20 protein-coding genes are annotated in these 26,145 nt (G+C 40.5%); 5 read left to right on the forward strand and 15 right to left on the reverse strand.

Annotated features, from left to right (window positions below; all coding sequences use genetic code 11):
* Positions 1-49: 49 nt before the first annotated feature.
* From ilvD to C7972_RS06405, 6 genes are all read right to left on the reverse strand, one after another.
* Positions 50-1,726: a dihydroxy-acid dehydratase gene (gene ilvD, locus C7972_RS06380; protein WP_110355383.1), complete on the reverse strand. Its 1,677-nt coding sequence runs from the start codon at positions 1,724-1,726 to the stop codon at positions 50-52.
* 427 nt (positions 1,727-2,153) lie between these two features.
* Positions 2,154-2,993 (reverse strand): biotin-dependent carboxyltransferase family protein, encoded by an 840-nt coding sequence (locus C7972_RS06385; RefSeq protein WP_110355384.1) that lies wholly within the window; start codon positions 2,991-2,993, stop codon positions 2,154-2,156.
* A complete protein-coding gene (gene pxpB / locus C7972_RS06390; RefSeq protein ID WP_110355385.1) occupies positions 2,986-3,723 on the reverse strand; it encodes a 5-oxoprolinase subunit PxpB in 738 nt (245 codons plus the stop codon). The genes C7972_RS06385 and pxpB overlap by 8 nt, the downstream gene beginning before the upstream one ends.
* Positions 3,720-4,457 carry a 5-oxoprolinase subunit PxpA gene (pxpA, locus tag C7972_RS06395; protein WP_309148915.1) on the reverse strand — a complete coding sequence of 246 codons (738 nt, stop codon included), beginning with the start codon at positions 4,455-4,457 and terminating at the stop codon, positions 3,720-3,722. The genes pxpB and pxpA overlap by 4 nt, the downstream gene beginning before the upstream one ends.
* A 4-nt stretch (positions 4,458-4,461) precedes the next feature.
* A complete protein-coding gene (locus C7972_RS06400; RefSeq protein ID WP_110355387.1) occupies positions 4,462-5,655 on the reverse strand; it encodes an Nramp family divalent metal transporter in 1,194 nt (397 codons plus the stop codon).
* Position 5,656: 1 nt separating this feature from the next.
* Positions 5,657-6,760: a DUF2891 domain-containing protein gene (locus C7972_RS06405; RefSeq protein ID WP_110355388.1), complete on the reverse strand. Its 1,104-nt coding sequence runs from the start codon at positions 6,758-6,760 to the stop codon at positions 5,657-5,659.
* A 215-nt stretch (positions 6,761-6,975) separates the two neighbouring features.
* Here C7972_RS06405 and C7972_RS06410 point away from each other — a divergent pair, with 215 nt between their 5' ends.
* The 3 genes from C7972_RS06410 (at position 6,976) to C7972_RS06420 (ending at position 9,357) form a co-directional block, all read left to right on the forward strand.
* A complete protein-coding gene (locus C7972_RS06410; protein WP_110355389.1) occupies positions 6,976-7,419 on the forward strand; it encodes a hypothetical protein in 444 nt (147 codons plus the stop codon).
* Positions 7,420-7,513: 94 nt separating this feature from the next.
* Positions 7,514-8,053, forward strand: coding sequence for a hypothetical protein (locus C7972_RS06415; RefSeq protein WP_146216278.1), 540 nt, complete (start codon positions 7,514-7,516; stop codon positions 8,051-8,053).
* Positions 8,054-8,268: 215 nt separating this feature from the next.
* Positions 8,269-9,357 (forward strand): Gfo/Idh/MocA family protein, encoded by a 1,089-nt coding sequence (locus C7972_RS06420; protein WP_110355391.1) that lies wholly within the window; start codon positions 8,269-8,271, stop codon positions 9,355-9,357.
* Positions 9,358-9,717: 360 nt separating this feature from the next.
* Here the strand turns inward: C7972_RS06420 and C7972_RS06425 are convergent, their stop codons facing one another.
* Positions 9,718-10,545 (reverse strand): sialate O-acetylesterase, encoded by an 828-nt coding sequence (locus tag C7972_RS06425; protein WP_146216279.1) that lies wholly within the window; start codon positions 10,543-10,545, stop codon positions 9,718-9,720.
* 290 nt (positions 10,546-10,835) lie between these two features.
* Here C7972_RS06425 and C7972_RS06430 point away from each other — a divergent pair, with 290 nt between their 5' ends.
* Positions 10,836-12,146, forward strand: coding sequence for a serine hydrolase (locus C7972_RS06430; RefSeq protein WP_110355393.1), 1,311 nt, complete (start codon positions 10,836-10,838; stop codon positions 12,144-12,146).
* A 309-nt stretch (positions 12,147-12,455) separates the two neighbouring features.
* On the opposite strand, the gene C7972_RS06435 is transcribed toward C7972_RS06430, so the two are convergent.
* The 8 genes from C7972_RS06435 to C7972_RS06470 all read right to left on the reverse strand — a co-directional run bounded on the left by C7972_RS06435 (position 12,456) and on the right by C7972_RS06470 (position 24,766).
* Positions 12,456-13,991 carry a YifB family Mg chelatase-like AAA ATPase gene (locus C7972_RS06435; protein ID WP_110355394.1) on the reverse strand — a complete coding sequence of 512 codons (1,536 nt, stop codon included), beginning with the start codon at positions 13,989-13,991 and terminating at the stop codon, positions 12,456-12,458.
* Between the two features lie 208 nt (positions 13,992-14,199).
* The gene (locus C7972_RS06440) at positions 14,200-16,599 is read right to left on the reverse strand and encodes a penicillin acylase family protein (protein ID WP_110355395.1); all 2,400 of its coding nucleotides are present in this window, start codon (positions 16,597-16,599) and stop codon (positions 14,200-14,202) included.
* A gap of 91 nt (positions 16,600-16,690) precedes the next feature.
* The gene (locus C7972_RS06445) at positions 16,691-18,562 is read right to left on the reverse strand and encodes a CocE/NonD family hydrolase (RefSeq protein WP_110355396.1); all 1,872 of its coding nucleotides are present in this window, start codon (positions 18,560-18,562) and stop codon (positions 16,691-16,693) included.
* Positions 18,563-18,678: 116 nt separating this feature from the next.
* A complete protein-coding gene (locus C7972_RS06450; RefSeq protein WP_110355397.1) occupies positions 18,679-20,661 on the reverse strand; it encodes a protein-disulfide reductase DsbD in 1,983 nt (660 codons plus the stop codon).
* Positions 20,658-21,965 (reverse strand): tRNA lysidine(34) synthetase TilS, encoded by a 1,308-nt coding sequence (gene tilS / locus C7972_RS06455; RefSeq protein ID WP_110355398.1) that lies wholly within the window; start codon positions 21,963-21,965, stop codon positions 20,658-20,660. The genes C7972_RS06450 and tilS overlap by 4 nt, the downstream gene beginning before the upstream one ends.
* 32 nt (positions 21,966-21,997) lie before the next feature.
* Positions 21,998-22,843, reverse strand: coding sequence for an alpha/beta hydrolase (locus C7972_RS06460; RefSeq protein ID WP_110355399.1), 846 nt, complete (start codon positions 22,841-22,843; stop codon positions 21,998-22,000).
* An 84-nt stretch (positions 22,844-22,927) separates the two neighbouring features.
* On the reverse strand, positions 22,928-24,226 hold the full coding sequence (locus C7972_RS06465; protein ID WP_110355400.1) for an anthranilate synthase component I family protein: 1,299 nt from the start codon (positions 24,224-24,226) through the stop codon (positions 22,928-22,930).
* Positions 24,227-24,232: 6 nt separating this feature from the next.
* A complete protein-coding gene (locus tag C7972_RS06470; RefSeq protein ID WP_110355401.1) occupies positions 24,233-24,766 on the reverse strand; it encodes an NADPH-dependent FMN reductase in 534 nt (177 codons plus the stop codon).
* Positions 24,767-24,843: 77 nt separating this feature from the next.
* On the opposite strand from C7972_RS06470, the gene C7972_RS06475 reads away from it, so the two are divergent.
* The gene (locus C7972_RS06475; protein ID WP_309148916.1) at positions 24,844-26,100 is read left to right on the forward strand and encodes a heparan-alpha-glucosaminide N-acetyltransferase domain-containing protein; all 1,257 of its coding nucleotides are present in this window, start codon (positions 24,844-24,846) and stop codon (positions 26,098-26,100) included.
* Positions 26,101-26,145: the final 45 nt, after the last annotated feature.

A 26,145-nucleotide genomic window follows, 5' to 3' on the forward strand; every position in this document is an offset into this window, starting at 1 on the left:
AACCCTTTATTTTTTTTGGGTAAAAGCTTTATCTCTATTACCCTTAATATTATAATTCATCGGTTACACAACCTTGGGAGGCCGATGACACCGTTTTTGCATATTTGTATAAACTACCTTTTTTGACCTTTAGGGGTGGTTGTACCCAGTTTGCCCTACGCGTTTTGATCTCTTCCTCGGACAATGCCACAGAAATACTATTTTTTTCTGCATCAATGGTGATGACATCCCCATCCTTCAGGAGGGCTATAGTTCCTCCATCTTGTGCTTCAGGGCATACGTGGCCCACAACAAAACCGTGTGTACCTCCAGAAAAACGACCATCCGTAATCAAGGCTACATCCTTCCCTAATCCGGCACCCATAATAGCAGCGGTTGGTTTCAACATTTCCGGCATACCTGGGCCACCTTTTGGTCCTTCGTACCTAATAACCACAACATCTCCTTTTTTTACCAAACCTTTGCCTATACCGGCATTGGCCAAAAATTCATCATCAAAAACTTTTGCAGGACCGGTAAAGTGCAATCCTTCCTTTCCTGTAATCTTGGCTACCGCACCGTCTATTGCAAGGTTTCCGTATAAAATTCTCAAGTGTCCGGATTCCTTGATCGGAGCGCTCAATGGTTTAATAATCTGTTGCCCTTCTTTTAAGCTAGGAACCTCTGCAAGGTTCTCGGCTACCGTCTTACCGGTTATGGTCAAGCAATCTCCGTGTAGCATACCATTTTCCAACATAAACTTCATAACTGCCGGTGTACCACCAGCACGGTGTAGGTCTTCCATTAGATATTTGCCACTAGGCTTCAAATCTGCCAAGAATGGAGTGTTGTCACTAATTTTTTGAAAATCATCCAAGGTAAAGTCAACATCTGCCGCCTTTGCAATGGCCAGGAAATGTAGGACCGCGTTAGTGGAACCTCCCAATAACGTAAGTAAGCGCACAGCATTTTCAAAAGATTTTTTTGTTATGATATCGCTGGGCTTAATATCGTTTTCCAATAGATGTCGTAATGCAAAACCCGCACTAATGGCATCTTGTTTCTTTTCCTTACCAATAGCGGGGTTGGAAGAATTGTATGGCAAGGCCATTCCCAAAGCTTCAATGGCAGAGGCCATGGTGTTGGCAGTATACATACCGCCGCAGGCGCCCGCTCCGGGACATGCATTTTGAATGACTCCTTTATAATCCTCTTCGTTCATAGTTCCGGCTACCTTTTCGCCCCATGCCTCAAAGGCAGAAACTACATCCAATTTCTTATCCTTGAAACAACCAGAGGCAATAGTACCACCATATACCAAAACAGATGGTCTGTTTAATCTAATCATGGCCATTAGCGCACCTGGCATGTTCTTGTCACAACCTACAACTGTTACCAAACCATCATAGTTCATAGCTTGTACCACAGTTTCCATAGAATCTGCAATGATATCCCTGGATGGAAGTGAGTATCTCATACCATAGGTACCCATTGAAATACCGTCACTTACACCTATCGTATTGAACACGAGTCCAACCAAGCCCCCTTTTTCGGTTCCAAGTTTTACTTCTTGTGCCAGATCATTCAAATGCATATTACAAGGATTGCCCTCGTAACCAGTACTTCCAATTCCTATCAAAGGTTTTTTTAGATCCTCTTCATCCAATCCTATGGCGTATAACATAGCCTGAGCGGCGGGTTGTGTGGGGTCCTGGGTAACGTTTTTGCTAAATTTATTTAATTCCATTAATTTGTATACTTTGTATTTTAATACTATCCTATATAAACTACGACTACCAAAGATAAAAGTTTAAAACCCCTTAGATTTTTAACATAAATAATTGATTTAAATTCAATTATAATGATTTAATTTTAAATATCTGATAATCAAATGTTTAAACATATAAACCATATCATATTCAGTAGGTTTTTATTCTTTGATAAACCTTTTGTTATCCACTTAAAAAGAACATAAATCCAAGCTTTTGGTTTGTCAAAACTTTAAAAAAAAGCCTGTATCAAATATATCTGATACAGGCTTTTTAAATAAATAGAAATCCGTATCATCCCAGTTATGGGACGATAATGACCAATTTTATTATGCTTCCATTTATTTTCATAAGTGTAAAATTAGGCATTAAAATTTAATTGACAAAGAAATAAATTTCCACCCCCTATTTTAATTTGAAACGAATAAGGTCTCCTGGTCTTTTTTGTGCTAAAATGGACATGGCCATGTCCGATAACTGCAAAATTCTTGGATAACCACCCGTAGTCTGACCATCCTTCATTAAAATGATCAATTTTCCAGCAGGGGTAAGTTGTATTGTACCGGGCAATGTGGCGGAAGTCAACATGGATAGAGTGTTGCCTTCAATAGCCTCACTGAGTTGATATGCCATTCTGTTGTTCTCGTTGGCAACCGAGAATTCATTGTAAAATATTTGGGACAACTGTTTATCAGTCAATAGATTGTATTCAGGCCCTTTAAAGACTTCCAATTGTGATTTGTCCAAAACGGAGTCTACTTTGAGTTTCGTAATTTTGGGACTGAACTCTTTATATTTATTATAGGGAAGAGCAGGGATTTTTTTAATGGAATCGTGTTCGGTAATTGGTTTAAAGAAAGACCTGCTTCCCAACACCAGGGAAGTCTTGAACCCGTCCTTAATTGCCAAATAGGCCCTGAATCCCTTTAATAACTTGCCATAGGATAGGATATCACCACTATTGACCTTGTAGACTTTGTAGTGCTCAACGGCCATATCGTTCAGGGTAACCGACATTTCCGCACCGCCCAAAACAATATAGGTATCCTCTTCAAATTCCAGGGTTGGTCCCGTCATGGTTATTTCGAGGACGGCGCTGTTTTCCTCATTTTCCAACAAGGTATTTAGCTTTGAGGCGGTGAACGAATCCATAGCCCCGGCAACGGGCACCCCTTTGTCCCTATAGCCAAATCTACCGGAATCCTGTACAGTAGTGAAAAAGCCCGATTTTATAATGTTAAGCATTGAGCACTATTTTTTCTATGTTATAAATCCCAACCTCACTTTCAATTTTGTGCAATTGGTACTCCGCCATTGAAATTGGGTAAAATTGTATTTTATCGCCCACTTTAACGAAACAGGGGTTTTCCTTGTTTACATCGAACATGGGAATGGGACATTTGCCAATAATATTCCAACCTCCAGGTGAATCCTGCGGATAAATTCCTGTTTGTTTTCCGGCCAGGCCAACCGAGCCCATAAGTACCTTGGGTCTTGGCGAGGACTTGCGTGGCACTTCCAGAGTCTCTGGCACACCGCCCAAGTACATAAATCCAGGTAAAAAGCCAATGCCATATACTGTATAGATACCCTTGGAGTGTAATGCAGTGATATCTGCTATGGATCTGCCCAATTTTTCCGACAGCTCCTCCAGATCCAAGCCAAACTTTAAATCATAACATACTGGCAATCGCCAGAGATACCGCGTAGCTGGTTCAATTTTGCCTTTTATGGCATACCATTCCTTGATCTTGGGTTTAAAATAATCAAAATCGAGAAGAGTGTCCTTGCAGATCAATGTGAGTGAATTATAGGCGGGTACAAACTCCCACTCCTTTTCATCCAAGTGATTCTCCTTTAAGTATTGAATGAACTGAAGAATCTCATTCAATATGGTTTCTTCCACCTTATTTGGCCACTCCACCAATATGGCATGGGCACCAAATTGCCTTACCGATATGTTAAAATTACTCACTTCTTTATTAAGATTTGGTTCTTTGGTAAATGTCTTGAAAGATACGCTAATATTTGTAAAGTTGTTGGAGAATCCCCGTGAATACAGTAAGTGTCCGCTTTGATTTTTACTAGCCTCCCGGAAAGGGTCAAAACCGAACCTTTTGTAGCCATAATCAGTAAATGGTCCATAACGGCCTTGGGATCCTGAATCATGGCCCTAGGGTCTTTGCGGGACACTAGGGAGAGGTCTTCGTTATAATTGCGATCTACAAACGCCTCATATTTTATTTGAAACCCTAAGCGCCGGGCTTCCTCCCCTATTTTGGAATGGTACGGCACATATAGAAACACTTCCTTTTTATATTTTTCAATAGAGTCCAAAAATACCGCTGCCAATTTCCTGTCCTTGGCTACATCATTGTATAAGGCACCATGGGGTTTTATGTGGTTCAGCACTGCCCCCAAGGATTTTAGAACAGTTCCTAATTCTTCCAATTGGGCTTGGATGCATTTTTTTAATTCATCGTTGGCAATTTTGATACTGGTTCTCCCAAAATTTTCCCTATCCGGATAAGATGGGTGCGCCCCTATGAGAATCTTGTTTTCTTTGGCCAATGAGGCCACTTTCATCATGGTGACTGTATCCCCGGCATGGCCACCACAAGCAATATTACAGGAGGAAATCAATGGCATTAGCTGAGCTTCGTTGCCTATTCCCTCCCCTACGTCACAATTTATGTCGATATTCATCATATCTTTAAAATAACCCAAATACGGTTAATATGCTTTTTACACCAAGTATGACCGACAACACAATGATTATAATTCCCAATATATTTTGAAATTGTGTGTTTTGATACTCCAACATTACTGTTTTCCGATTAACGATCCAAAGTAGAAAAACAGCTATAATTGGCAATAGCATCCCATTGGTCACCTGGGCAAATTTAATAATCTCCAAAGGTTTTATTCCTATGGACATGGATAGAACGCCAACGAATAAAATGATCATCCAAACCATTTTGAACCGCAGGTTGTCCATAGTGGTATTCCATCCAAAACAGCTGTTGGCCACGTAGGCAGCGGCTAAAGGTGCGGTAATGGCAGAGGTTATCCCCGCCGCAAAAAGTCCTACTCCCATAAAATATTTGGCGCCTTCCCCATAAAGTGGTTCCAGGCCTTTGGTCATATCCATTATGTTGCTAATTTCGTTGGACGGAATAGCAGTTGCAGTAACAACGATCGCCATAGATACCGTACCTCCCAGAACAATGGACAATAGGGTATCCCTACGTGCTTCCTTCAAATTTTCTTTGGACTTCCATTTTTCACTTACCAAAGAGGTATGTAAAAATAAATTATAGGGTACTACTGTGGTGCCTACCAAGGCAATAATGGTCAAAATACTTCCATCTGGAGCTTTGGGGATGAAAAGGCCATGTAAGATGGATGAAATATCGGGTTTTGTAATTATGGCGGTCAGTAAGAAGGATAGGCTCATGACCACTACCAAGGATACCAATACCTTTTCCAGAACCTGATAATTGCCAAAAAACAAAAGTAGAAATGCAAAAATCCCCACTATCCAAGGATAAAAAATTAGATATTCCTGTCCAAATATAGCTTCCAAACCTAAGGAAGCACCTCCTATATTACCGCCCTCATAGGCTGCATTCCCTATGACTATTGCTGCCAGGATCAAACCCAGTACCATCATCTTTATCCAGCGAACACCTATCTCTTCTTTTATAACATGGGCCAATCCCTTCTGGGTCACAATTCCCAATCTCGCCGCCATTTCTTGTAGTACCGCAGTGGCCACAATGGAGAGCAACATGGCCCAGAGAAGTGAATATCCATATTGTACTCCCGCAATGGAGCACACGGCAACGGTACCAGGACCTATAAAGGCTGCCGCTACCAACACTCCTGGCCCCATCTTCCATTTCATCCTATTGGGCTGTATTTAAGGCATATAATGCAAAACTTCCCAACCAATGGGTACTACTGTAATTATTATCAATTATACCGGGGAGGGAATAGTTAATATGATCGGTGGCTATTTGTTTTAAATGGGAGTATTGGGGAAGTGTCTGCGCAATACCGTACAAACACCAGGCCCTACTAAAATTGAGGCCATCCAAATGCACTAATTTTCCATCTGTTCTGTCGGATACTTTTCCGGGTACCAGACTAAATTGGGGATCGGCCAATTGCGGTAAGAATTTATCCAACCATTTCTTATACTTGTCAGGGCTATATATTTTTCTCACCAGATTGGCTTCTTCCAAGCATGGAGATAGAAAATCGAATCCGCTAGGTTCCCAGTTCAAAGGGCAATTGGCATCGCTTTCATAAAAACGGGCAACACTGGTGGTAATGGCATTTTTTAAGGCGTCGTCCTCAAGAACAACTGCATAGTCCCAAGCCAAGGAAAGCCCGAATGCGGTATTGCTATGTTCCCCAACCCTAATGGGGTAATTTAATTTCGGTAAAAATTCTATATAGGCAGCCACTATATAATTTGTCAAAGGTTGTAAATTAGCTTCCAGGTCACGGGCCAAAGGGTCCTGCCAGGTATGGATCTCCTCGGCCAATTTTAAGATCCATGCCCACCCATAAGTCCGTTCATATGACTTGTTCCCTATCATGTTAAAATAATCTACTTCGGCCATAATATTTTCCTTGGAAATATTTTCTACCAATTTATTGCGTATTGTGGAAGCCTGATTTAAACTAGGGAACTGCTTTAGCAAAGAGACCAAGGACCAATGACCATGTACTGAGGAATGCCAATCGTAGCAACCATAAAATGCGGGATGCAATTGTTTCGGACCGCCCAAATGTGTTGAATCCTGTAGAGACTGATTTAATTTGTTGGGATATTCGGTCTGTAGACATTCCAAAGGCAAACGCACCAGCCGGTTGGCTTCATTAAAAGTTAGCTCGGGCAGAGCCATGGATAAAGAATTATCAGGTAATGTCTTTTGTTGATTCCTACAGCTTACAAGAAAGACAAAGATCGAAAAAGTAGTAATGATTGTTTTATGGTCCATTATTTTGGTTTGAAAAGCGAATATGTAAATATATAGGGATATTCCAAAATGCGGAAGAATAATTGTTTTTTAAAGGCCATGTGGTTTAAAAAGTAGGTCGTTCATCTAAAAAGTTGCAGTTCGTCTAAAAGATGGCCTTTTTGGATAACCCACATATAATAATCTAAAAATATTACGGTTATAATAATCCCAAATTAAATTTTTAACCTACTTGAATGACATGTTTAGATTGTAATAAAGAGCTTGATTATCTTGACCACAAAAGAGCGATGGATCTCTTGGGAATAGAGCTTTGTGCGAAGCACAAAAGCAGAATGGAAAAGCTGATCAAACTTAAAAGTACCCCCAAAGAAGCCATACAATTATATTATGGTTTAAAAAATGCAGGAGTAAATCCAATGCTGGAATGGTGGGATGGAAAAAAATCAGTTGATATTGCTATATCCAGGGTAAAACTTAATATAGAGATAGACACGGAATACCAATCCATTACCCAAGAACAAGCCATCAATGATTTGGAAGAGGCTATGCATTCTTTTAGAAATGGATTTACCACCATTCGTATCCCCCATGTACTCATCAAATATTATTTAAAGGAAACCGTAGATAATATTTTGGGAATAATGGAAGGACTAAAGGCCAATATCAAGGTCGTTTAACCTTTGATGCCATAGGGAAATGTCTTTTCAAGTAAGGACCGAGGCATTTCGGCTCAAGCAGAACTGAAATGCAATGAATCTTAAAAACAATTTTATGGAAACAGAAAAGAAGATTTTGAGAACACCTTTAAGAATTGCCATTTCCCTACTTGTTGTAGGCTTTCTTTTTAAAATTCTACATATTACGACCCTCGCAAATCCAATTATTTTGTTTGCCCTTATTGCTATTGGTGTATTGTACGCGTGGCGATTTTGGAAAAGGACAAAGAAAGGATTTCTGCAATACAACAAATTGGTTTTAGTTACTTCTTGGTCCTTAAATGGAATTTTTAAAATCCTGAATATATCCCACAACGAGTTTTTTCAAGTATTAGGGGGCTTGGCATTCATTATTTGGATCATCATGGAAGGCACATCTTATCTCATTGATGACAAGGAAGATAATAGGAGCGATATTGCGTATTTTATGTGGAACACCATGATGATTATCGGCATATTGGCCATAATTATCGGAAGCCTCACTAAAATATTGGAATGGGAGTATGCTACTCCTACCCTGATTACGGGATTCATACTTGTGGCCGCTTACGTTTTAAAGGACCTATTGGTACAGAACCTGCAAAAGAAGGAATAAGGGGTTCTACGCCCTTTAATTTTACGGTGTAATTGTAAATATTTGAAATTCAATAGGATGTGGTATAGTAAGTATATTGATTAAAGATTTGCGATATCCGGAAAGTGAGTGTGCAATCGTTGTAATACTGTAGTTTTTTTTCATCTTCAAAGGCTTTTCAAATTTTCATGGAAATATCAAAATTTTGTGGTATTTTTTAACTTTAAATTGAAGCCATGGAAAAACAAAGACGAATTTTTATTCAAAAGGCTGGGTTAATTGCAGCAGCCAGTGCGTTTACACCTCAAATATTATTGTCCTCGACCAGGACTCAAAATAAAAAATTAGGAGTAGCCCTGGTTGGATTGGGGTACTACAGCACCGATCTTCTTGCCCCTGCCCTACAATTGACCAACAATTGTGAATTAAGGGGTATTGTAACCGGTAGTCCCGAAAAAATTCCTGTTTGGAAGGAAAAATATGGTATTAAGGATAAGAATATATACAACTACAATAATTTTGATACAATAGCCAATAACCCGGATATAGATGTAGTTTATGTGGTATTGCCACCGTCGATGCACGCAGAATATACTATTAGGGCGGCCAATGCCGGTAAGCACGTATGGTGCGAAAAGCCTATGGCACCTTCTGTGGCCGATTGTGAGGCCATGATCAAGGCCTGCAAGGACAATAAGGTAAAACTTGCTATAGGGTACCGTTGTCAGCACGATCCCAATATTCAGGCCTATATGAAAGTGGGCAAGGAAAGGCCATTTGGGAAAGTAAGGATGGTCACTTCTGCCGCAGGATATTTTGACGGCCGGACCAACCATTGGAAACAAAATAAAAAATTAGGTGGAGGAGTAATGGGCGATATGGGGGTGTACGCCCTACAAGGTGCCCGTTTGGCCACTGGAGAAGAACCCATTTCGGTCTTGGCGCAGGCCTCCACTACCCGACCTGAAATTTATCACGAAGTAGAGGAGACCATGATGTTCCAATTGGAATTTCCCAGCGGGGCCAGGGCATCCTGCCAGACCAGTTTTGGGATCAATATGAACCATCTCCAGGTAAATTATGAAAAAGGGTGGTTGAAAATGGAACCGCATAGTTCCTACAATGGCAATAATGGAAGTATGTCCGATGGGACCATCATAAAATTTTCCATACCCAGCCAGCAAGCCAAACAAATGGATGAGGATGCTATGGCCATTATGAACAAAACCGACCTGCTCGTTCCTGGGGAAGAAGGCTTAAGGGATATTCGCGTGGTTGAGGCCATCTACAAATCGGCTGCACAGAATTGTGTGGTAAAATTGTAGGTTAGTGTGAAGATAGTTGGGTAAAATATCGGTAAACCGTTGACTTTATTGGTTTTAGGGATTTATGGAATTTGACGTTAATAGATGATTTTGACCCTTCATCCGAATTGGGGTCATGTCGTCGAAATTATGTCCCATACATGGGGACGAAAATGCTTTTCCTTTCATTTCGGGGTTTTATATATAAACCTGACATATGAAGGAAAATACTACATTAAATCAATTGTTATTCTATCTCTTTTGCGCCTTTTGTTTTGCTTGGGCCATTTATGTACTAGCCTCTTAAATGAGGTTACGGCAATTTAAGGATCCGTATGCATGCTATGTGGTTACAACATTAATACATATACTTAAATAAGGCTAAGGTTGTAATTTAATAAATTCACGGGCATACCTTTCGCCTAGAAGTCGCTGTGCCTCGGAGTTAAAATGCACCTTATCCCCTTTGTCCTTTAGATCTTGGGTTTTGACCATCCCGGTATATGGATCGGTGGATACATAATATTTTATATGGTCATTGATCTTGGACCATAAAGAATTGGTAGAATAACTGCCCAGTTGCCCTACGACAATGGTGGTCTCTGGCCTTCCAATTATCTTTCTAAATTGATGGAACAATACCGATAATCTGCTTTGGTATAATGGAGCCAACTTGGTTGTGGCATCACTTTCTCCCTGATGCCATAGAATCCCTTTTACGGTCCCATAATGTTTACCCAATTCCGCTTTTTGTTTGAAATTGGACAAAAGTTTAACCTCCCTATGGATGGAGTCGTTTAGCCATTGTGAAATGGAGCTTCCCCCTACTGCAGTGGGAATTAACAGTACCGATATACTGTCCGGGATATGCCTCGCCAAGGCCTTGCCGAAGGAAAGACCACTATCCAATCCTGCCATGGATGGTTCATAAAAATGTAAAGGTTCTTGAGCAATGATGATATTGCCTTGTTTGTTTAGGGTATATACCCTTTTGTTGGGTACGGTATCCTGAGGTTCTACTAGGCCTCTTCCGGCCATATTGGACTGCCCGGCAAGAAGAAAGACCCATAGATTCTCTTTATTTGGCACATTGTCCACAGACAGTTCAAGTTTTGGAAAGAATTGGGTCCTTTTGTCTTTGTCCTGCCCTCTACACCAAAAAATTACAGAAAATGTAAGTAAGGAAAACAAAAATATTTTTTTAGTCATTTTGGGTCCATTGGTATTAGCTTCCACTGTTGATTGGTGTTTTTTTTAACAGCTACAATATATTAATTTATTTATTTATGCTTGTGTCCTTAGCCGTATACCAAGGATAATGAAAAGATTGGTATTGGCGCAGGGCCATGACACTGTACTTTTAGATGGATTTCGGGCAAAACCAATACCGTTATAGTATAAAAAAAATTGGGACATAAATAAGAAACAGTGCATTTCATCCGTTATTTAAGTATATCATCCTATATTTAGCAAAAATTACCTTTAAAAACGCACCCCCTATGAAGAAAAGCAAAACCTTTATCGGAATTTCGCTTTTAATCCTTACACTGGTAACACTTTTTTTAAACGCTTTTAAGTCGGCCCCTGATTTGGGACCCAAAGTGGCCGTTACAAGTATTGAACATTTGAAGGACGCTTTGGCCGCCAAAGAAAATCTCCTATACAAAAAACATCAAGATGAACTGAAAGTAGCCCTACAGGCCTATTTTTACAAGGCTATTTCAGCAGGCGATATTGTTGGAGCGGGTGTGAGTATTGTAAAGGATGATTCCATTCTAATTTCGGATGGTTATGGCAAAAGAAACATCAATCGTGACGAGGGTGTGGATGGAGGGACCATTTTTAGGCTTGGATCCCTTTCAAAAGGGTTTGCGGGGGTATTGGCTGCTGAATTAAAGGATGAGGGAAAATTGCACTGGGAGGATAGGGTGAGCGATTTTATACCAGAATTTAAGTTTGGTGACAAGGACAATACGAATAAAATCACCTTAGCCAATATATTATCGCATACTTCAGGAACCCCTTATCACAGTTATACCAACCTTGTGGAGGCTGGACTACCCCTACAGGATATCGCCCAACGTTTTAAGGACATTACACCGATAAGTGAACCGGGATCCATGTACAGTTATCAGAATGCCATGTTCGCATTATGTGGGGAAATGATACACAAAGCAACCGGACAGGATATTAGTGAGGTGTTGACCAATACTTTTTTTAATCCCTTGGGCATGTGTTCTACGACCATGGATTATGAAACCTTGACGCACACGGAAAATGTGGCCATGCCACATTCCAAAAGAAGAAACAGCTGGAAAACATTGCCACTTTCCAATAATTATTACAACGCCATTGCAGCGGGTGGTATTAGTGCCAGTTCTGTTGATATGGCCAAATGGATGCGATTTCTATTGGGGCATAATCCTGAATTAATGAGTAAATCGGCTCTTGCCGAAACTTTTTCCCCATTTATAGAAATAAAGGGAGGAAGTAAGTATTATCAACATTGGCCCGGACATAAAGCCTCTTACTATGGTTATGGGTGGAGAATACATAAATTCCATGAAAAGGATTCGGACCAAGAGAAAACCATTTGGCATCATGGTGGAAGTGTCAACAACTACAGAAATGAAATTGCTATTTATCCAGAAGCAGATCTGGGTATTTGCGTACTTTTGAGCAATAATAGTAGAATTGCCAAAACCGTTATCCCGGATCTATATGCCATAGTGAAGGAAATATATGGAAAAACGGCCCCCTATAACAATTTTAAGAAAGGTGATGATTTAGTCCAACTGCATTTGGAATAAACTGGTAAAAGTTCAATGTTGTAGGTTGTTTGTCTCTGTTGCTGCATATTATTGACGGCCACGCAAAGCCAGCTACGTAAAGCCAGCTACGCAAAGCCAGCTACGCAAAGTCTCCCGACTTTGCGCTATATATAATCCTTGATTTCAGGAAGCCTTTAGTATTAATTTTTGGAAGTGCCAGGGCTTTTGTCTTATCCAATGCTTAGAATCCTGTTCAAAGGGTAGCTGTAATAAAAAATTTGAAATGGATTTTCATAATGTGAATATTGGTAATGAATTATAGTGTAATCAGTGTATGGTTTGGCAGTTTTACCCCAACCATCCTTCACGGTCAAGACTGCGGTACTGAATGGCTTCGGCAATGTGGTTTCCGTTGATGTCTGTGGCATTTTCCAAATCGGAAATTGTTCTTGCTACCTTCAAAATCCTGTCGTAGGCCCGTGCAGAAAGGTTTAATCGCTCCATGGCATTTTTTAGCAGTTCCTTGGAGGCATCGTCCATTTTGCAATATTTCCGAATTTGTTTGGTGTTCATCTGGGCATTGTAATGAACGTTTTCCAGTTCCGCAAAACGTTGGGTCTGTATTTCCCTGGCGGCCGTAACCCGCTTCCTGATTTCGACACTGCTTTCCCCTTTGCGTTCCTCTGACAACTTTTCAAATGGTACCGGTGTTACTTCAATGTGGATATCGATTCGATCCAGCAGGGGTCCGGAAATCTTGCTCAAATAGCGCTGCATCTCTGCTGGTGAGGAGGTCACAGGAGCGTCGGGATCATTAAAATAACCTCCGGGACTGGGATTCATACTGGCCACCAACATAAAACTACTGGGATAGGTTACGGTAAAGCGTGCCCTGGAAATGGTCACTTCCCTATCTTCCAAAGGCTGTCTCATCACTTCCAGTACGCCTCTTTTAAATTCGGGTAATTCATCCAAGAATAGGACTCCGTTATGGCTCAATGATATTTCCCCTGGTTGGGGATAGGCTCCGCCACCGACTAGGGCAACATCACTAATGGTATGATGGGGACTGCGAAAAGGCCTTTGGTTCATAAGGCCCATATTCTTGATCTTCCCCACAACAGAATGAATTTTGGTGGTCTCCAGGGCTTCGTGCAAGGTCATGGGGGGTAAAATGGACGGTAGGCGTTTGGCCAACATGGTTTTTCCAGCACCTGGTGGACCTATCAGGATAATGTTATGTCCGCCCGCAGCAGCAATTTCCATACAGCGTTTTATGCTCTCCTGCCCTTTTACATCCGAAAAATCGAACTCAGGAAAATCCAATTTTTTATAAAATTCTTCTTTGGTATCTATAATGGTCTGCTGTAAAGGGGCATTTTTATCAAAGAAGTCTATCACCTCTTTAATATTGTCTATACCATATACTTCCAGATCGTCCACTATAGCGGCCTCCCTAGCATTTTCACTGGGTAAAATAAATCCTTTAAAGCCTTCCTCCTTGGCCTTGATGGCTATGGGCAAGGCTCCCTTTATGGCTTGTAAACTCCCATCCAGGGAAAGCTCCCCCATGATAATATATTTTTCTATGGATGCCGATTTGATCTGATGGGAGGCAGTGAGAATCCCCAAAGCCAGGGTAAGGTCGTAGGCCGAACCTTCTTTGCGAAGATCGGCGGGTGCCATATTAATAGTTATTTTTTTTCCTGGAATTTTGTAACCATTGTTCTGTAAAGCTGCCGCTATTCGGTAATTACTTTCTTTGATGGCATTGTCTGGCAATCCTACCAAATGATAGCCGATGCCTTTGTCGATATTTACTTCAACGGTAATGGTGGTAGCCTCTACCCCAAAAACCGCACTACCATAAATTTTTGTAAGCATTTACTTATAATTTAGATAAATTTAAGTAAATAAAATAAATTCTGGGCGTAGCCAATGTGCTAAATTTTAGGAAATTAAGGACTCAAGGCAATGGTAACTTACATCAATTGTTGTGGCGAACTTTTACTTGTTCAATGTTCAGATTACGGGTCGAGGTAGATTTTCTTTTCCAACTATTAGTTGCCGCTCCATGAAAATTCTTGGATATTTATTCTTTAGTCGGTTCAAAAGTCAAGAGTGATTTTTTGGTTTCAATAATTTCCTCTTTGTTCATCATCATTTTTCGAAATTTACCTTGATTGTACATTTCGGCCTGATCGTCGTAATGTTCACTAAAAGGATTCCCGGACTGGCCTGTAGGAAGTATACTGGTACTATTTTCAATATCCGAAAAGTCGATTACCCTTCTTGTGGACGGACCTGAGCTAACTGGGTAATAACCGGTATCGTCATATTTAAAGTCCATATTGTTGATTACTTCCCTTGATCCGGAAACGGGGAAAGGACCAACATTAAAGAGAGATCTAAGGGCTTTGATCTGCCCTATGGGATGGCCGTGTTCCAGAGTGTGCAACTTATTCCATGTCCATTTATTGGAGTCATTGCCAAATTCCTCTTCCAAAGATTGGTATGCCTGTCTAAAGGAAAGGTTTATCCTTTCTTTTTTTGTTTCCACACTATCCTTGGTATTTATATCGTCCCACCATACAGAGGTTTCCTTTTCCGCCAAATCTGCTATTAGGCGTTTGTGAAAATGGGTATCCAACATTTGTCCAAACATCTCTGTTTCCAATTCATCCTCGAAAGTATTCCTCAAAATGAAATATATCCAGCGATTGTAAATGCTAGGTTCTATCTGTTGCAACTGATTACTGCCGTCCCATAAGTTTAATTTGTCCAAGATTGCGATTTGCTTTTCGTTCAATTGCTCCACTTCCATGCTTTTGGACAGGTTGGTGACCACTTCGGTATTTACAATGGAGGTATCATCCAACATCATCTCCTGTACGGCCTCCCTGTCCCAATTATTTTTTGGTTCTAAAAGGGCCACTATTCTCTTTGCCCTATCCTCTGGCAAGTAATAGCCTGGATACAATCGGCCGTTGATGGAATCGGGCTGATTGTTGGCAGAGTACACGTAGTTCCAAGGTGGGTTAATGGCCATGGGATTTTCGGTAAAGTTTAAATAACGAATGGGTTCTTGCTCTCCCGTACTGCCTTCCATTATAAATTTGGTATTGGTACTATCCGGCATTTGATAAAGTTTAGCTGATGCAAACCATGCCACATTACCAACAGCATCCCCGTACATAATATTTAAACCTGGGGCATGAATATCTGGCAGTGCGTCTTGAAATTCCAATAAATTTTGGGCATGGGACATGCCATAAAGAGCATTCATTACCTTATTTTCCAATTTGGTATAGATCCACGACATGGCTACTGGGCGTTGGTCCGTCACTTGATCGGCAATGCCATTGAGAATTGGACCATGATGGGTTTTCTTAAAGGAAAAATGAACATCTTCTCCCCCTTTTACTTTTATAGTTTTGGATACTTGTTTATATTTTTTCCAGCCAGTGGAGGTTTTGTATAAGCTGGGGTCACTTGCATTTTCCTCTTCATAGTAAAAATCAATATCATCGTTCTCGAACATGGTAATCCCATAAGCTAAATTCCTGTCGTGGCCCAATATGGGAAATGGTATCCCGGCCAGGTGATATCCGTATTTTTCATAGTTGGGGCTATTTACGTGGGCTTCATACCAAACCGAGGGCTGGGCAAAACCAATGTGGGGGTCGTTAGCGAAAATAACCTTAGCGTTTTTGGTCTTATTGGGAGCTATAACCCAACTATTGCTCCCTTCGAATAGCGGTACGGGTAGATCCTTCAACGCCTCTGTAACCAGACCGGTTATCTCATTTTTAATAGAATCGCGAATACTCGGTCTGTAATTTTTGATCAATGTTGAATTGGGATCCGAGTCCAACCCCAGATCAGTTAAATAGTCAGGCCCCAATTTATTCTTGATATTGGTAAGCAAAGGATCGGTCTTATGGGCCATGGCAAAACTGAAGGCCATATATCCCACGGTATTATAGACATCCTTAAGGGTAAATGGCGTTTTTTCCAGGCCCGTAAGATGGAATTCAATAGGAGTTGGCCCTTCTGCTATAAACTTATTGATCCCATCCAAATATGCTTGGGAAAGTTTTACCATGGGGTCATTTTTTGAAAGCTTTTCCACGGTTTGTTGAGAGGCATCGTCTATGCCCAAGGATAGAAAAAATTTATCCGTTTTAAGCATGTCCCCACCAAAAACTTCCGAAAGTCCACCTTTTCCAATCCTTCGCAACAACTCCATTTGCCACAGTCTTTCCTGGGCATGGACATAACCCAGTACTCGTAGGGCATCTTCTTCGGAATTTGAATAAATATGGGGTATGCCATAGGTGTCAAAATAAACCTCCACCTTATTATTTAATTTATCCGTTTCAATGTTGCCGGCATACTCCGGGGTATGGGTATAAACATAAATGGCACTACTCAGGGCCAATATTACGATAAGGCCCAAAACTATCCAGAGCAGCTTTTTTAATACTTTCACACTTATGGGTTTTAGCTTAAAGGTATGTCAATTTAGGATATAATAAAAGTACTTGTAAGAGTACATTTATTTTTGTAATGTGAAAATATTATCAAGGTTTTAGAACAGTAAACTCTATTAAAGAAGTGTTGTAGACACGATGTGTTTGTTTTTGAAAATCTTCGGGCTTGGCCTGAAAAATATTTTCCACATAGGTTTGAGGATTAATATCTATATATGGAAACATAGTACTTTGGACCTGTACCTGTATTTTGTGGCCTTTTTTGAATGTATGGAAAACATCCTGTAATTGAATGTTTACCTGAGTAGCCTCCTTGGGAACAAAAGGCTCTGGTTTTGAAAAATCGTTTCTGAATCGGCCACGCATTACCTCGCTACGGACCATTTGATGATAGTTGCCCATTTTCAGGTAGTCCTGTGTCTCCTCGTAATCTTTGTGGTCTGCAGGATATACGTCGATGATCTTAACGATCCAGTCAGCATCCGTCCCAGTGGTGGAAACGCTAAGTTTCGCCATTATATCACCGGCAAGGGTTAGTGGCTCCTCCAAGGGCTCGGTTTCAAACAATAAAACATCGGGTCTACGGGCTGCAAAACGCTGATCATCGGTCATGAACTTACGAGGGGTGAATACCATCTTTATATCCTCGGAATAAGGTACTGGTTTCTTGGGGTCACTTATAAATTCCTGAAAGGAGTATTCCCTTGTCGCTATTTGCCCCAAACGTTGATTGCGCTGTAAGGAGTAGGTTTCCTTAGAGGTGTTTTTGGGAGGCCAGGCGTTGAAAGTTTTCCATTCCTTGCTACCCGTATCAAAAACGTAGGCCTCGGGCAAATTGGTGGTCGCCCCCTCCCCTTTTAAAAAATGATTGAAAAATCTGGTTTCAATATTTTCCTGATAGAATTTAGAGATGTCATCGCCAAAATATACATTGCCAATGGCTTGGCGTTTTGTTTCCTTGGACCAATCTCCATGGCTCCATGGCCCCATTACGATAGTGTTATAATTGGAGCTGTTCTTTTCTATATGTCCATAGGTGTTTAATGGACCGTACAGATCTTCCGCATCAAACCAACCTCCTACGGTCATCACTGCCGGTTTAATATTTTCCAAATGTTGTATGATTCCACGCTTTTGCCAAAAATCATCATAGTTCGGATGTTCTTTTAGTTGCTGCCAAAAAACATTGTCTTCCTTATAATACTTGTCCAAATTGGACAATGGGCCGGCATCCAAAAAAAACTGGTATTGGTCTTCCGTGCCCAATTCCGGGAAAGTATACCATTCTTCGGTAGTGGGTTGGTCTTTCATATATCCAAATACGGCCGTAGCCCTCCAATAGCTTAATAAGTATGCTCCATTATGATGAAAATCGTCAAAAAAGAAATCTCCGATAGGGGCCTGGGGGGAAACTGCTTTTAGCGCGGGATGGGCATCCAATAATGAATAGGTAGCATAAAATCCCGGATAGGAAATCCCCCATATACCTGCATTGCCATTGTGGTTTTTAACATTGTTTATTAACCACTCTATAGTGTCGTAGGTATCCGATGCCTCATCCACTTCCCCATTTTTTTTATTGGGAATAAAAGCTCTCATATTGTCATAGACCCCTTCGCTGTTCCACCTGCCCCTAACATCTTGGTATACTACAATATTTCCCTCTTTCATCATTTTTCTATTCGGCGATATCAGGGCTTTATATTCATTGGAACCGTAGGGCCTACAACTGTATGGCGTTCTGGACATAATGATGGGATATTTCTTGGAAGTATCCTTGGGGGAATAAATGGTGGTATGCAATTTTATTCCGTCACGCATAGGAATGGCGACTTCTGTTTTGTCGTAAAAATCCCTTGGATTATATGAGTCGACAGTCCCAGTATTGGTTGTAGATTCAATTCCTGTTCTTCCACAGGATACTAGGAAAATAGCTGATAAAATAAATATAAACTTTCTCATGAGAGTTGAATTTGTATTAATTGATTTCGTACAATTTTATGCCAATTTCAGGATAACTTTTCTTTAAGGGGATGCGGTTCAATGGTTGAACCACCAAGCATTTTCTTGTGAAGATATTATTTAAGCTGCCCCAACTCCTTAAAATTACCCACCCCTTTTTGCAGCCACTCCTTATAGGTGTCCCTATCCGTGTATTGGACCGCAGTGTTCAAAATTTCCAAATCGGGGGAAAGAAGCACATAATAAGGCTGTGAAGCTGCGTTGAAATTCAAGGTTTGGAAAGTACCCCATTTTTCACCAACGGTATTGATTTTTTTGACACGTCCCGACTCGTACTTAAATAGGAATTGTTCCGATTCGGGTAGTTCCTTTCTATCATCTATGTAGAGCGATATTAAAACATATTCGTCCTTAAGTATGGGGTAGATATCCGCTTCGCTCCATACCGTTTCCTCCATTTTTCTACAATTTACACAGGCCCAGCCCGTAAAATCCAACAAAATTGGCTTATTTACCTTTTGGGCATGGGCAAGTCCCTTGTCAAAATCCTTAAAACACTCTATGCCCAAGGGGCAATCGCTCCCTGTTTCAAAAATGCTATAAAACTGTGGGGGTGGAAAACCGCTCAACAGTTTTAAATCGGTAATTTTTGACAACCCCAACACTAGGTAGATGGCAAATAAACTGCTTAGAACAGCCGTGAGCTTTCTTCCGGCGGACAATCGTTGTTTTGGCCCGTCGTGTGGAAATCTAAAGATTCCAAATAAATAAAGGGAAAGCAATACGAACAATATTATCCAAATCCCTAAAAAGATCTCCCGTTTAAAGATTCCCCAGTTGCCTACTAGGTCCGCATTGGACAAAAATTTAAAAGCCAACACCAGTTCCAAGAATCCGAGGGTAACCTTTACCGTTGTCATCCATCCTCCTGATTTAGGCAGGGAATTAAGCCAAGTAGGGAACAATGCAAAAAGACCAAAGGGTAAGGCCAGGGCCACTCCAAAGCCGACCATCCCCGTAGAAAGGTTGGTAGCCACGTCCCCTTCCGCCAAGGCAGTACTTCCCAACAATCCTCCTAAAATAGGACCGGTACAGGAAAAAGAAACTATGGCCAAGGTAACGGCCATAAAAAAGATTCCGATTGCGCCTCCCACCTTGGAGGAGGCAGAATCCATTTTATTGGCCCAGGAACTAGGGAGCGTCAATTCATAATATCCGAAAAAGGAGAAGGCAAAAAATATGAAAATGAGAAAGAAAAATAGGTTTAGCCAAACATTGGTAGCAATGGTATTCAAAATTTGTGAATCCACAGAATCGAACAAATGAAAAGGTAAGCTCAAAAGAAAATAAATCAATACAATAAAAAATCCATAAAGCAATGCATTTGCTATCCCTTTGGATCTATGGGCCCCTTGCTTGGTGAAAAAGGACACCGTTAATGGTATCATGGGAAAAACGCAGGGGGTGAGCAGTGCAATTAATCCACCTAAAAAGCCTAAAACGAAAATGGTCCACAGACCCGATTTTTCATCCACAGCATTGTCATCCCCATTCACCAACAATTCCTTGTTCTTTAGGTCCAGCATTAAAGCAGCGCTCATGTCCAGGCTGCGCTGATCCAGCTGTTGCTCCGCAACAACTATTTCCTCTCCGGTCAGGGAAATATGGAAGACTTCATCCTTTGGGATACAAACCTCCTTGCAGATTTGATAGAACAACCCCACATCGATCTGGGTGACCTCCGGATTCAATAATTTTATTCTTTGGGTAAAGACTGCCTTTTCCTTAAAGAAGGTTTCATCCACCTCAAAAATATCGGAGTATTCCGTGAGGGTTTCACTTTCTGCAGTGATTCCTACCAGTTCATAGTCGCTTCCCACTTTTTCAAATGTAAATTCACTGGGCAAGGAACCATTTTCATCCGTAAATTGCGAATAGATATGCCAGCCTTCAAATATATCCGCCCTAAATATCAGGTTGTATTCCGTATCCGATATTTTTTCGGCCTCATAGGTCCAAATGGCCGGATTTTCATCCGATTGGGAAAAACCCAAGAAAAAACTGAGTACTGTTAAAATCGATCCCAATATCTGTTTCATAATTCCAAAACAATTTTTAAAATCTCTTTGGTCCTGTCGGTAATTTTAAATCGGTCGTCGGCACGTTTTCCTATTATCCAGACAATATTATCGCCAGAACACAACAACCATTGATTTTCCTTGGCAAAAACATCCATCTTCCGATCTTTGAAGTATTTGGATATTTTTTTCTTGCCCAACATTCCAAGGGGATAAAAATAATCCCCTTTTTGGCATTTACGGACTGTTAATGGGTACTTTAACGTTTCTTTATCTACATAAATTATGTTTGTAGAGATTTCTCCAATGGCTTTGACAGTTTCGAATTTTAGGCTTATGGGTACTGAGACTGCTTCTTGTTCCACTTCAATATGAAAAACCTCGGCATTTTGTGGAACTTTGGGTTTCAATAACAAAAAGTCCCTGTCCTTTAGCAATCTATGGGTGTTGGAATGTACTTCTTTACCACTATTGGCGCTTAGTAGGGAGTAAATGTCATCCCATTGTGTAAACCCGAACTCCCGAAAGAAATGAAAAAGATAGGCTTTGGTAGGATGAAGTGCCAGCAGTGAGGCTATTTTTACCTTTTCCACCTTGTCCTCTTTTGAAAAAAGTTGTTTCCTTAAGCAGGCTATATGCTGCTTTGATATTTCTTGGGTCTGTGTGAGATACGCTTGGGTCTTTAAAAAATTTTCCAAAAAACTGGGATTCAGTTCCTTTAGTTTAGGAATAATATTATGTCTAATGTTGTTTCTTAAATACTTGGTATTCTCATTACTGGCATCCTCTCTCCAGTGAATAGCGTTTGATTCCGCATATTTTTTGATTTCGGTTCTGGAAAATTGCAATAAGGGTCTAGAGATAGTATCTGTATGCGATGGTATTCCGGTGAGGCCTTCAATGCCTGTTCCCCTGGACAGATTGATAAGAAAGGTTTCCAAATTGTCGTCTGCATGATGGGCCGTTACTAGGGTTTTAATATGGTGATTGGCCATGATTTGCGAAAACCAATGATAGCGGAGTTCCCGTGCTGCAATTTGCAAATTGGTTTTATGTTGGGCCATGTACCCATGGGTGTCAAAACTGGTCACAAAAATTTCTTTGCCCAAATCCTTGGCTAATTTTCGGACCAGATCTTCGTCCTTATCACTTTCCAAACCGCGCAGTTTGAAGTTGCAATGGGCTATGGCAAAATCCAAATGGTAAGAAGAACATAAATGTGCCAGCACAACACTGTCTATACCCCCACTGCAGGCCAATATAAATTTACCTTCTTTAAGATGGGGAAAGTGCAGATCTATGTGATTCCTGAAATTTTCTAACACAGGGCTAATTTACATAAGAAAAATGATAGCAACTACTTTTGGCCATAGAAGTGGTCCAGCCTGTTCCTTAACCAAATGCCAATTATATCCAAAGTGTTTTTACTGCCAACATCATTGTGCAATTCGTGATAGCCGCCTTCAATTAAATGGAGTTGGGTACAATTTGAGTTTTTATGTAATTTTTCAGTAGCCCTATAATCTATAATTTTATCCCCAGTGCCGTGCAACAAAAGTGTGCTGGTCTTTATTTTACTGGCATTGTTTATGGCCCACTCCCCCGCTTCCATTATGGGAAAAGAGTACATGGGGCTTACCCTGTCATGAACCAAGGGGTCTGCAATGTATTTTTCCACTTCCTGATTTATTCTAGAGATATGTTGTGGATCCAGGCCGGACGACATGGTTACTGAAGGAATCATTCCCAGCATTAATTTGCCCAGGACCATTTTCCATTTTGGAGGTTGAAAGGCCAATTTTAGGTATGGACTCGTCGCCACAATACCGGCCAATTCCGATTTTATTCTCATGTCGTAGTTTAAAACCAAATTTCCCCCCATACTATGGCCGTAAAGAAATATGGGTTTATTGGGATTTAGCAATCTTGCCTTTGCAATCATATTGTCCAAAAGTTCCAACAATGCCGTATAGCTGTGGCAATGTCCCCGTTTTCCGCCAGATTTGCCATGGCCTATATTGTCATAACAGAAAACGGCCAAATTTTCTTCCAAAAGTCTTGGAATCACAGCATCCTTATAGCGTCCCGAATGTTCCCCAAAGCCATGGACCAATACGATGGCCCCTCTAACTATTTTGGGTCTGGCATACCATGCATTGATTGGGAGGTTCTTAAACTGAAGATCAAGCATTCTTACATCCATAGAATTTGTATAATGAATATTAGGTAGGCCTAAATTTATAATGGCTTAAGTTAGATTGAAAATTGATTATAACCAAACGACCCATTAATTTTCAAGTACCTGTCTCATAGCTTTGGCCTTAAGCAGGCATTCCTCATATTCCTTTTCTGGAATTGCCTGGGCCGTTATGGCACTTCCCACGGAAATAGATACAAATTGGGATGTTTTATTGTAGAGAATACTTCGAATGACCACATTAAAATCAAAATCGTTTTCAGGAGTAAAGTAGCCCACGGTGCCCGAATAAAGTCCTCTTTTTGAAGCTTCCAGTTCCTCTATTATTCGCATGGCCGACACTTTTGGAGCTCCTGTCATACTACCCATGGGGAAGGTTTCCCTGATAATATCCACCGGATTTTTGGTACTGGAGACCTCTGCTGTTATAGTGGAAATCATCTGGTGAACTTGGTCAAAGGAATACACCTTGCATAGTTCCTTGACCTCGACCGTGCCTTTCAAAGCACTTTTGGAAAGATCGTTCCTTACCAAATCCACAATCATAATGTTTTCGGCCCTCTCTTTTTGGTCCTTTTCCAAAGCTTCTGCCAATAGCCTGTCTTCATCTTCATCCAACGAACGTTTTGCCGTACCCTTAATAGGCTGGGATATAATCTGGTTGCCCAATTTTTTAATGTAGCGTTCCGGGGAAGATGACAATAAGTACTTATCGTTTATTTTTAAAAAGGTCGAAAAAGGGGCCCTGGTGATGGAATTCAGTTTCAAATAAGTCTTTAAAGCATCTATTTTAGTGTTCTCCGCATAAAACTCTTGGCAGAAGTTGGCTTCGTAGATATCCCCTCTATGGATATGGTTCAGCATTTTATTCACACGTCTATAATATTCGTCCTTAAATATTCTAAGCTTAATTTTGATATTGGATTGATTTTCCAATTCTGGTTCAAACGCTGTAGTTGCTTCTAGGATATTCTTATAATCACCTTCAATTTCATTGGCAACCATATTTAGGTAATGGAAAGTGACTACGGTATTCTGTATTTCTATTAATTTTTTGGGTTGAAAAAAATATAGAGCAGGAAAGTCCAATCCATCGGCATTGGAAGAGGAAAGCAGTTCCGTATCATTTTTTACGTCATAGGAAAGATAACCAAAAATCCAGTCTTTGACATTGGTTTGGTAGTTGCTTAAGTCCTCAAATGCGTTTTGGGTATCCGTTACTATCGATGTGAGTGCATCCACGGCAAGCATACCATCAAACGAGCTATAACTTCTTCTATGGGCGTTGCTGTCCAACCATACAACCTCATAATATTGCTGGGACCAATGTAAGAGGGATTGTTTAAAACTTATAATGTCCGAAACTGTAAATGAAACCTTTTTTCGCAAAGACTTTTAAATTTGTGATAAAAATATTTCCAATGCTTTTTTGTGGGCTTGTGCAAGCTCAGGGTCTGTTATGCCCTTTGCCTTGTCAAAGGTATGATTAAAGGATGGCAAGGAAAAGGTAGCCGAAATTTCGCCCCCAAATCGAGGTAAAATTCCCTGGACCACCTCTAAGGAGCCGGTACCTCCCCTTCTACCTCCGGAACAGGACATTAGGAAAACCTTTGTGTCCACCAAGAAATTCCTGTCCACTCGGGACAACCAATCCAATACATTCTTGAAATAAGCGGAAGGATTGCTGTTGTGTTCGTTTACAGAAATAATGAGGGCGTGGGCATGGACTATCTTGTCTTTTAACCCTCGCAATAAATCGGAATAACCTTCCTCCCTTTCCAAATCCTCACTAAAAACAGGAAAATTATAGTCGACCATATTTATAAGTTCAACCTCATGATCCGTAATCAGGGAGGCGGTGTATTTTACTAATTTATAATTGATGGAGGTGCTGGAATTGCTTCCGGCAAATGCCAGTATATGGGACATCTTGATTATTTAATTGTTTGCACAACGAAAATACCGTAAAATAGATTGAATTGCGAGGAAATTGCATAATTTTGCACTTGAAAACATCCAAAGCTACTGTTTTACAAGTATATAGGGTGTACATAAAAGTTAATATGGGTGCTAACAACCTAAGATTGTATTTTATAGATGCTATAAGGGCATGGGCAATCCTAATGATGCTACAGGGGCATTTTGTGGATGGACTTTTGGACAATGCATTTAGGGATAATTCCAATATGGTCTATGCTGTTTGGAAATATTTTAGGGGGGTAACGGCACCAGTCTTTTTTACGGTTTCCGGCTTTATATTTACCTATCTCCTAATTAAAGGAAAGGAGATTGGGATTAACAATCCACGGGTAAAAAAAGGCATTAAGAGGGGACTGCAATTATTGGCCATAGGCTACTTGCTTAGATTGAACTTTTTTGGACTGCTAAAGGGCCAGATTTATGGTTCTTTTTATTTAGTAGATGTGCTTCACTGTATTGGCCTATCCATTTTGGGGATTATAGGCATTTATCTTCTTACCATTTCTAGGAATAAGTATCTGTTTCCGGGTGTTTTAATGGTCACTACCCTTGTTTTATTTGTACTTGAACCCAATTATAAACAATACGCCCATCACTATCTGCCACAGATGGTGGCCAATTACCTGACCAAGGCCAATGGATCCGTATTTACCATAATACCATGGTTCGGGTATGCTTCTATTGGGGCTTTTATGTCCGTATTGTTCAATAGATTCAAAGATTTTAAATATTTGTACCCTGCTGCCATTGTGAGTTTTACCATGGTTGGCATTGGTCTTATGTTTTATTCATCAGGCTTTTTTTTAAAGTTATATAACTGGACCGGAATGTTGGTGTTTTCCAAAGTGTATTTTAATAACTATCTGTTCATACGGCTAGGGGATGTCTCCTTGGTATTTGCCGTTTTTATGTTATTTAGAAAATTTATGGGCAATGGTAGTATACTTAAGATAGGGCAAAGTACCTTATCTATCTATGTTATCCATTATATAATATTGTACGGAAGCTTTACCGGTTTGGGGCTGTATTATTTTTTGAACCATAGTTTGTCCCCTACTATCGTTATTCCGGGTGCACTGGCCTTTATGATTGCAACGACCTTGTTGGCCTTACAGTACGAAAGGAATAAGGTTTATATAAAATTGCAATTGTCATCAGTGGTCAGGGCTGTGCAACAAAAAGGCGAAGCTTGGCTGAACCAGGAAGGTCAGCCTTTGCTAAAAGCATTCTTACTCAAATCCAAGCTAACCTTAATGCGCTTATTTAGAATGGTGAAAAATTAGTGGTTGCATCCCTTTGCTACTATTGTTTCTCTTATTTTCGTACAA

The sequence above is a fragment of the Arenibacter sp. ARW7G5Y1 genome (genome assembly GCF_003201775.1).
Taxonomy (GTDB): Bacteria; Bacteroidota; Bacteroidia; order Flavobacteriales; family Flavobacteriaceae; genus Arenibacter.

Excerpts from the sequence above, each read along its gene's own strand:
- ilvD (WP_110355383.1), bottom strand. The coding sequence starts at position 1,726 with ATGGAATTAAATAAATTTAGCAAAAACGTTACCCAGGACCCCACACAA.
- C7972_RS06385 (WP_110355384.1), bottom strand. The coding sequence starts at position 2,993 with ATGCTTAACATTATAAAATCGGGCTTTTTCACTACTGTACAGGATTCC.
- pxpA (WP_309148915.1), bottom strand. The coding sequence starts at position 4,457 with ATGATGAATATCGACATAAATTGTGACGTAGGGGAGGGAATAGGCAAC.
- C7972_RS06400 (WP_110355387.1), bottom strand. The coding sequence starts at position 5,655 with ATGAAATGGAAGATGGGGCCAGGAGTGTTGGTAGCGGCAGCCTTTATA.
- C7972_RS06405 (WP_110355388.1), bottom strand. The coding sequence starts at position 6,760 with ATGGACCATAAAACAATCATTACTACTTTTTCGATCTTTGTCTTTCTT.
- C7972_RS06410 (WP_110355389.1), top strand. The coding sequence starts at position 6,976 with ATGACATGTTTAGATTGTAATAAAGAGCTTGATTATCTTGACCACAAA.
- C7972_RS06415 (WP_146216278.1), top strand. The coding sequence starts at position 7,514 with ATGGAAACAGAAAAGAAGATTTTGAGAACACCTTTAAGAATTGCCATT.
- C7972_RS06420 (WP_110355391.1), top strand. The coding sequence starts at position 8,269 with ATGGAAAAACAAAGACGAATTTTTATTCAAAAGGCTGGGTTAATTGCA.
- C7972_RS06425 (WP_146216279.1), bottom strand. The coding sequence starts at position 10,545 with ATGACTAAAAAAATATTTTTGTTTTCCTTACTTACATTTTCTGTAATT.
- C7972_RS06430 (WP_110355393.1), top strand. The coding sequence starts at position 10,836 with ATGAAGAAAAGCAAAACCTTTATCGGAATTTCGCTTTTAATCCTTACA.
- C7972_RS06435 (WP_110355394.1), bottom strand. The coding sequence starts at position 13,991 with ATGCTTACAAAAATTTATGGTAGTGCGGTTTTTGGGGTAGAGGCTACC.
- C7972_RS06445 (WP_110355396.1), bottom strand. The coding sequence starts at position 18,562 with ATGAGAAAGTTTATATTTATTTTATCAGCTATTTTCCTAGTATCCTGT.
- C7972_RS06450 (WP_110355397.1), bottom strand. The coding sequence starts at position 20,661 with ATGAAACAGATATTGGGATCGATTTTAACAGTACTCAGTTTTTTCTTG.
- C7972_RS06460 (WP_110355399.1), bottom strand. The coding sequence starts at position 22,843 with ATGGATGTAAGAATGCTTGATCTTCAGTTTAAGAACCTCCCAATCAAT.
- C7972_RS06470 (WP_110355401.1), bottom strand. The coding sequence starts at position 24,766 with ATGTCCCATATACTGGCATTTGCCGGAAGCAATTCCAGCACCTCCATC.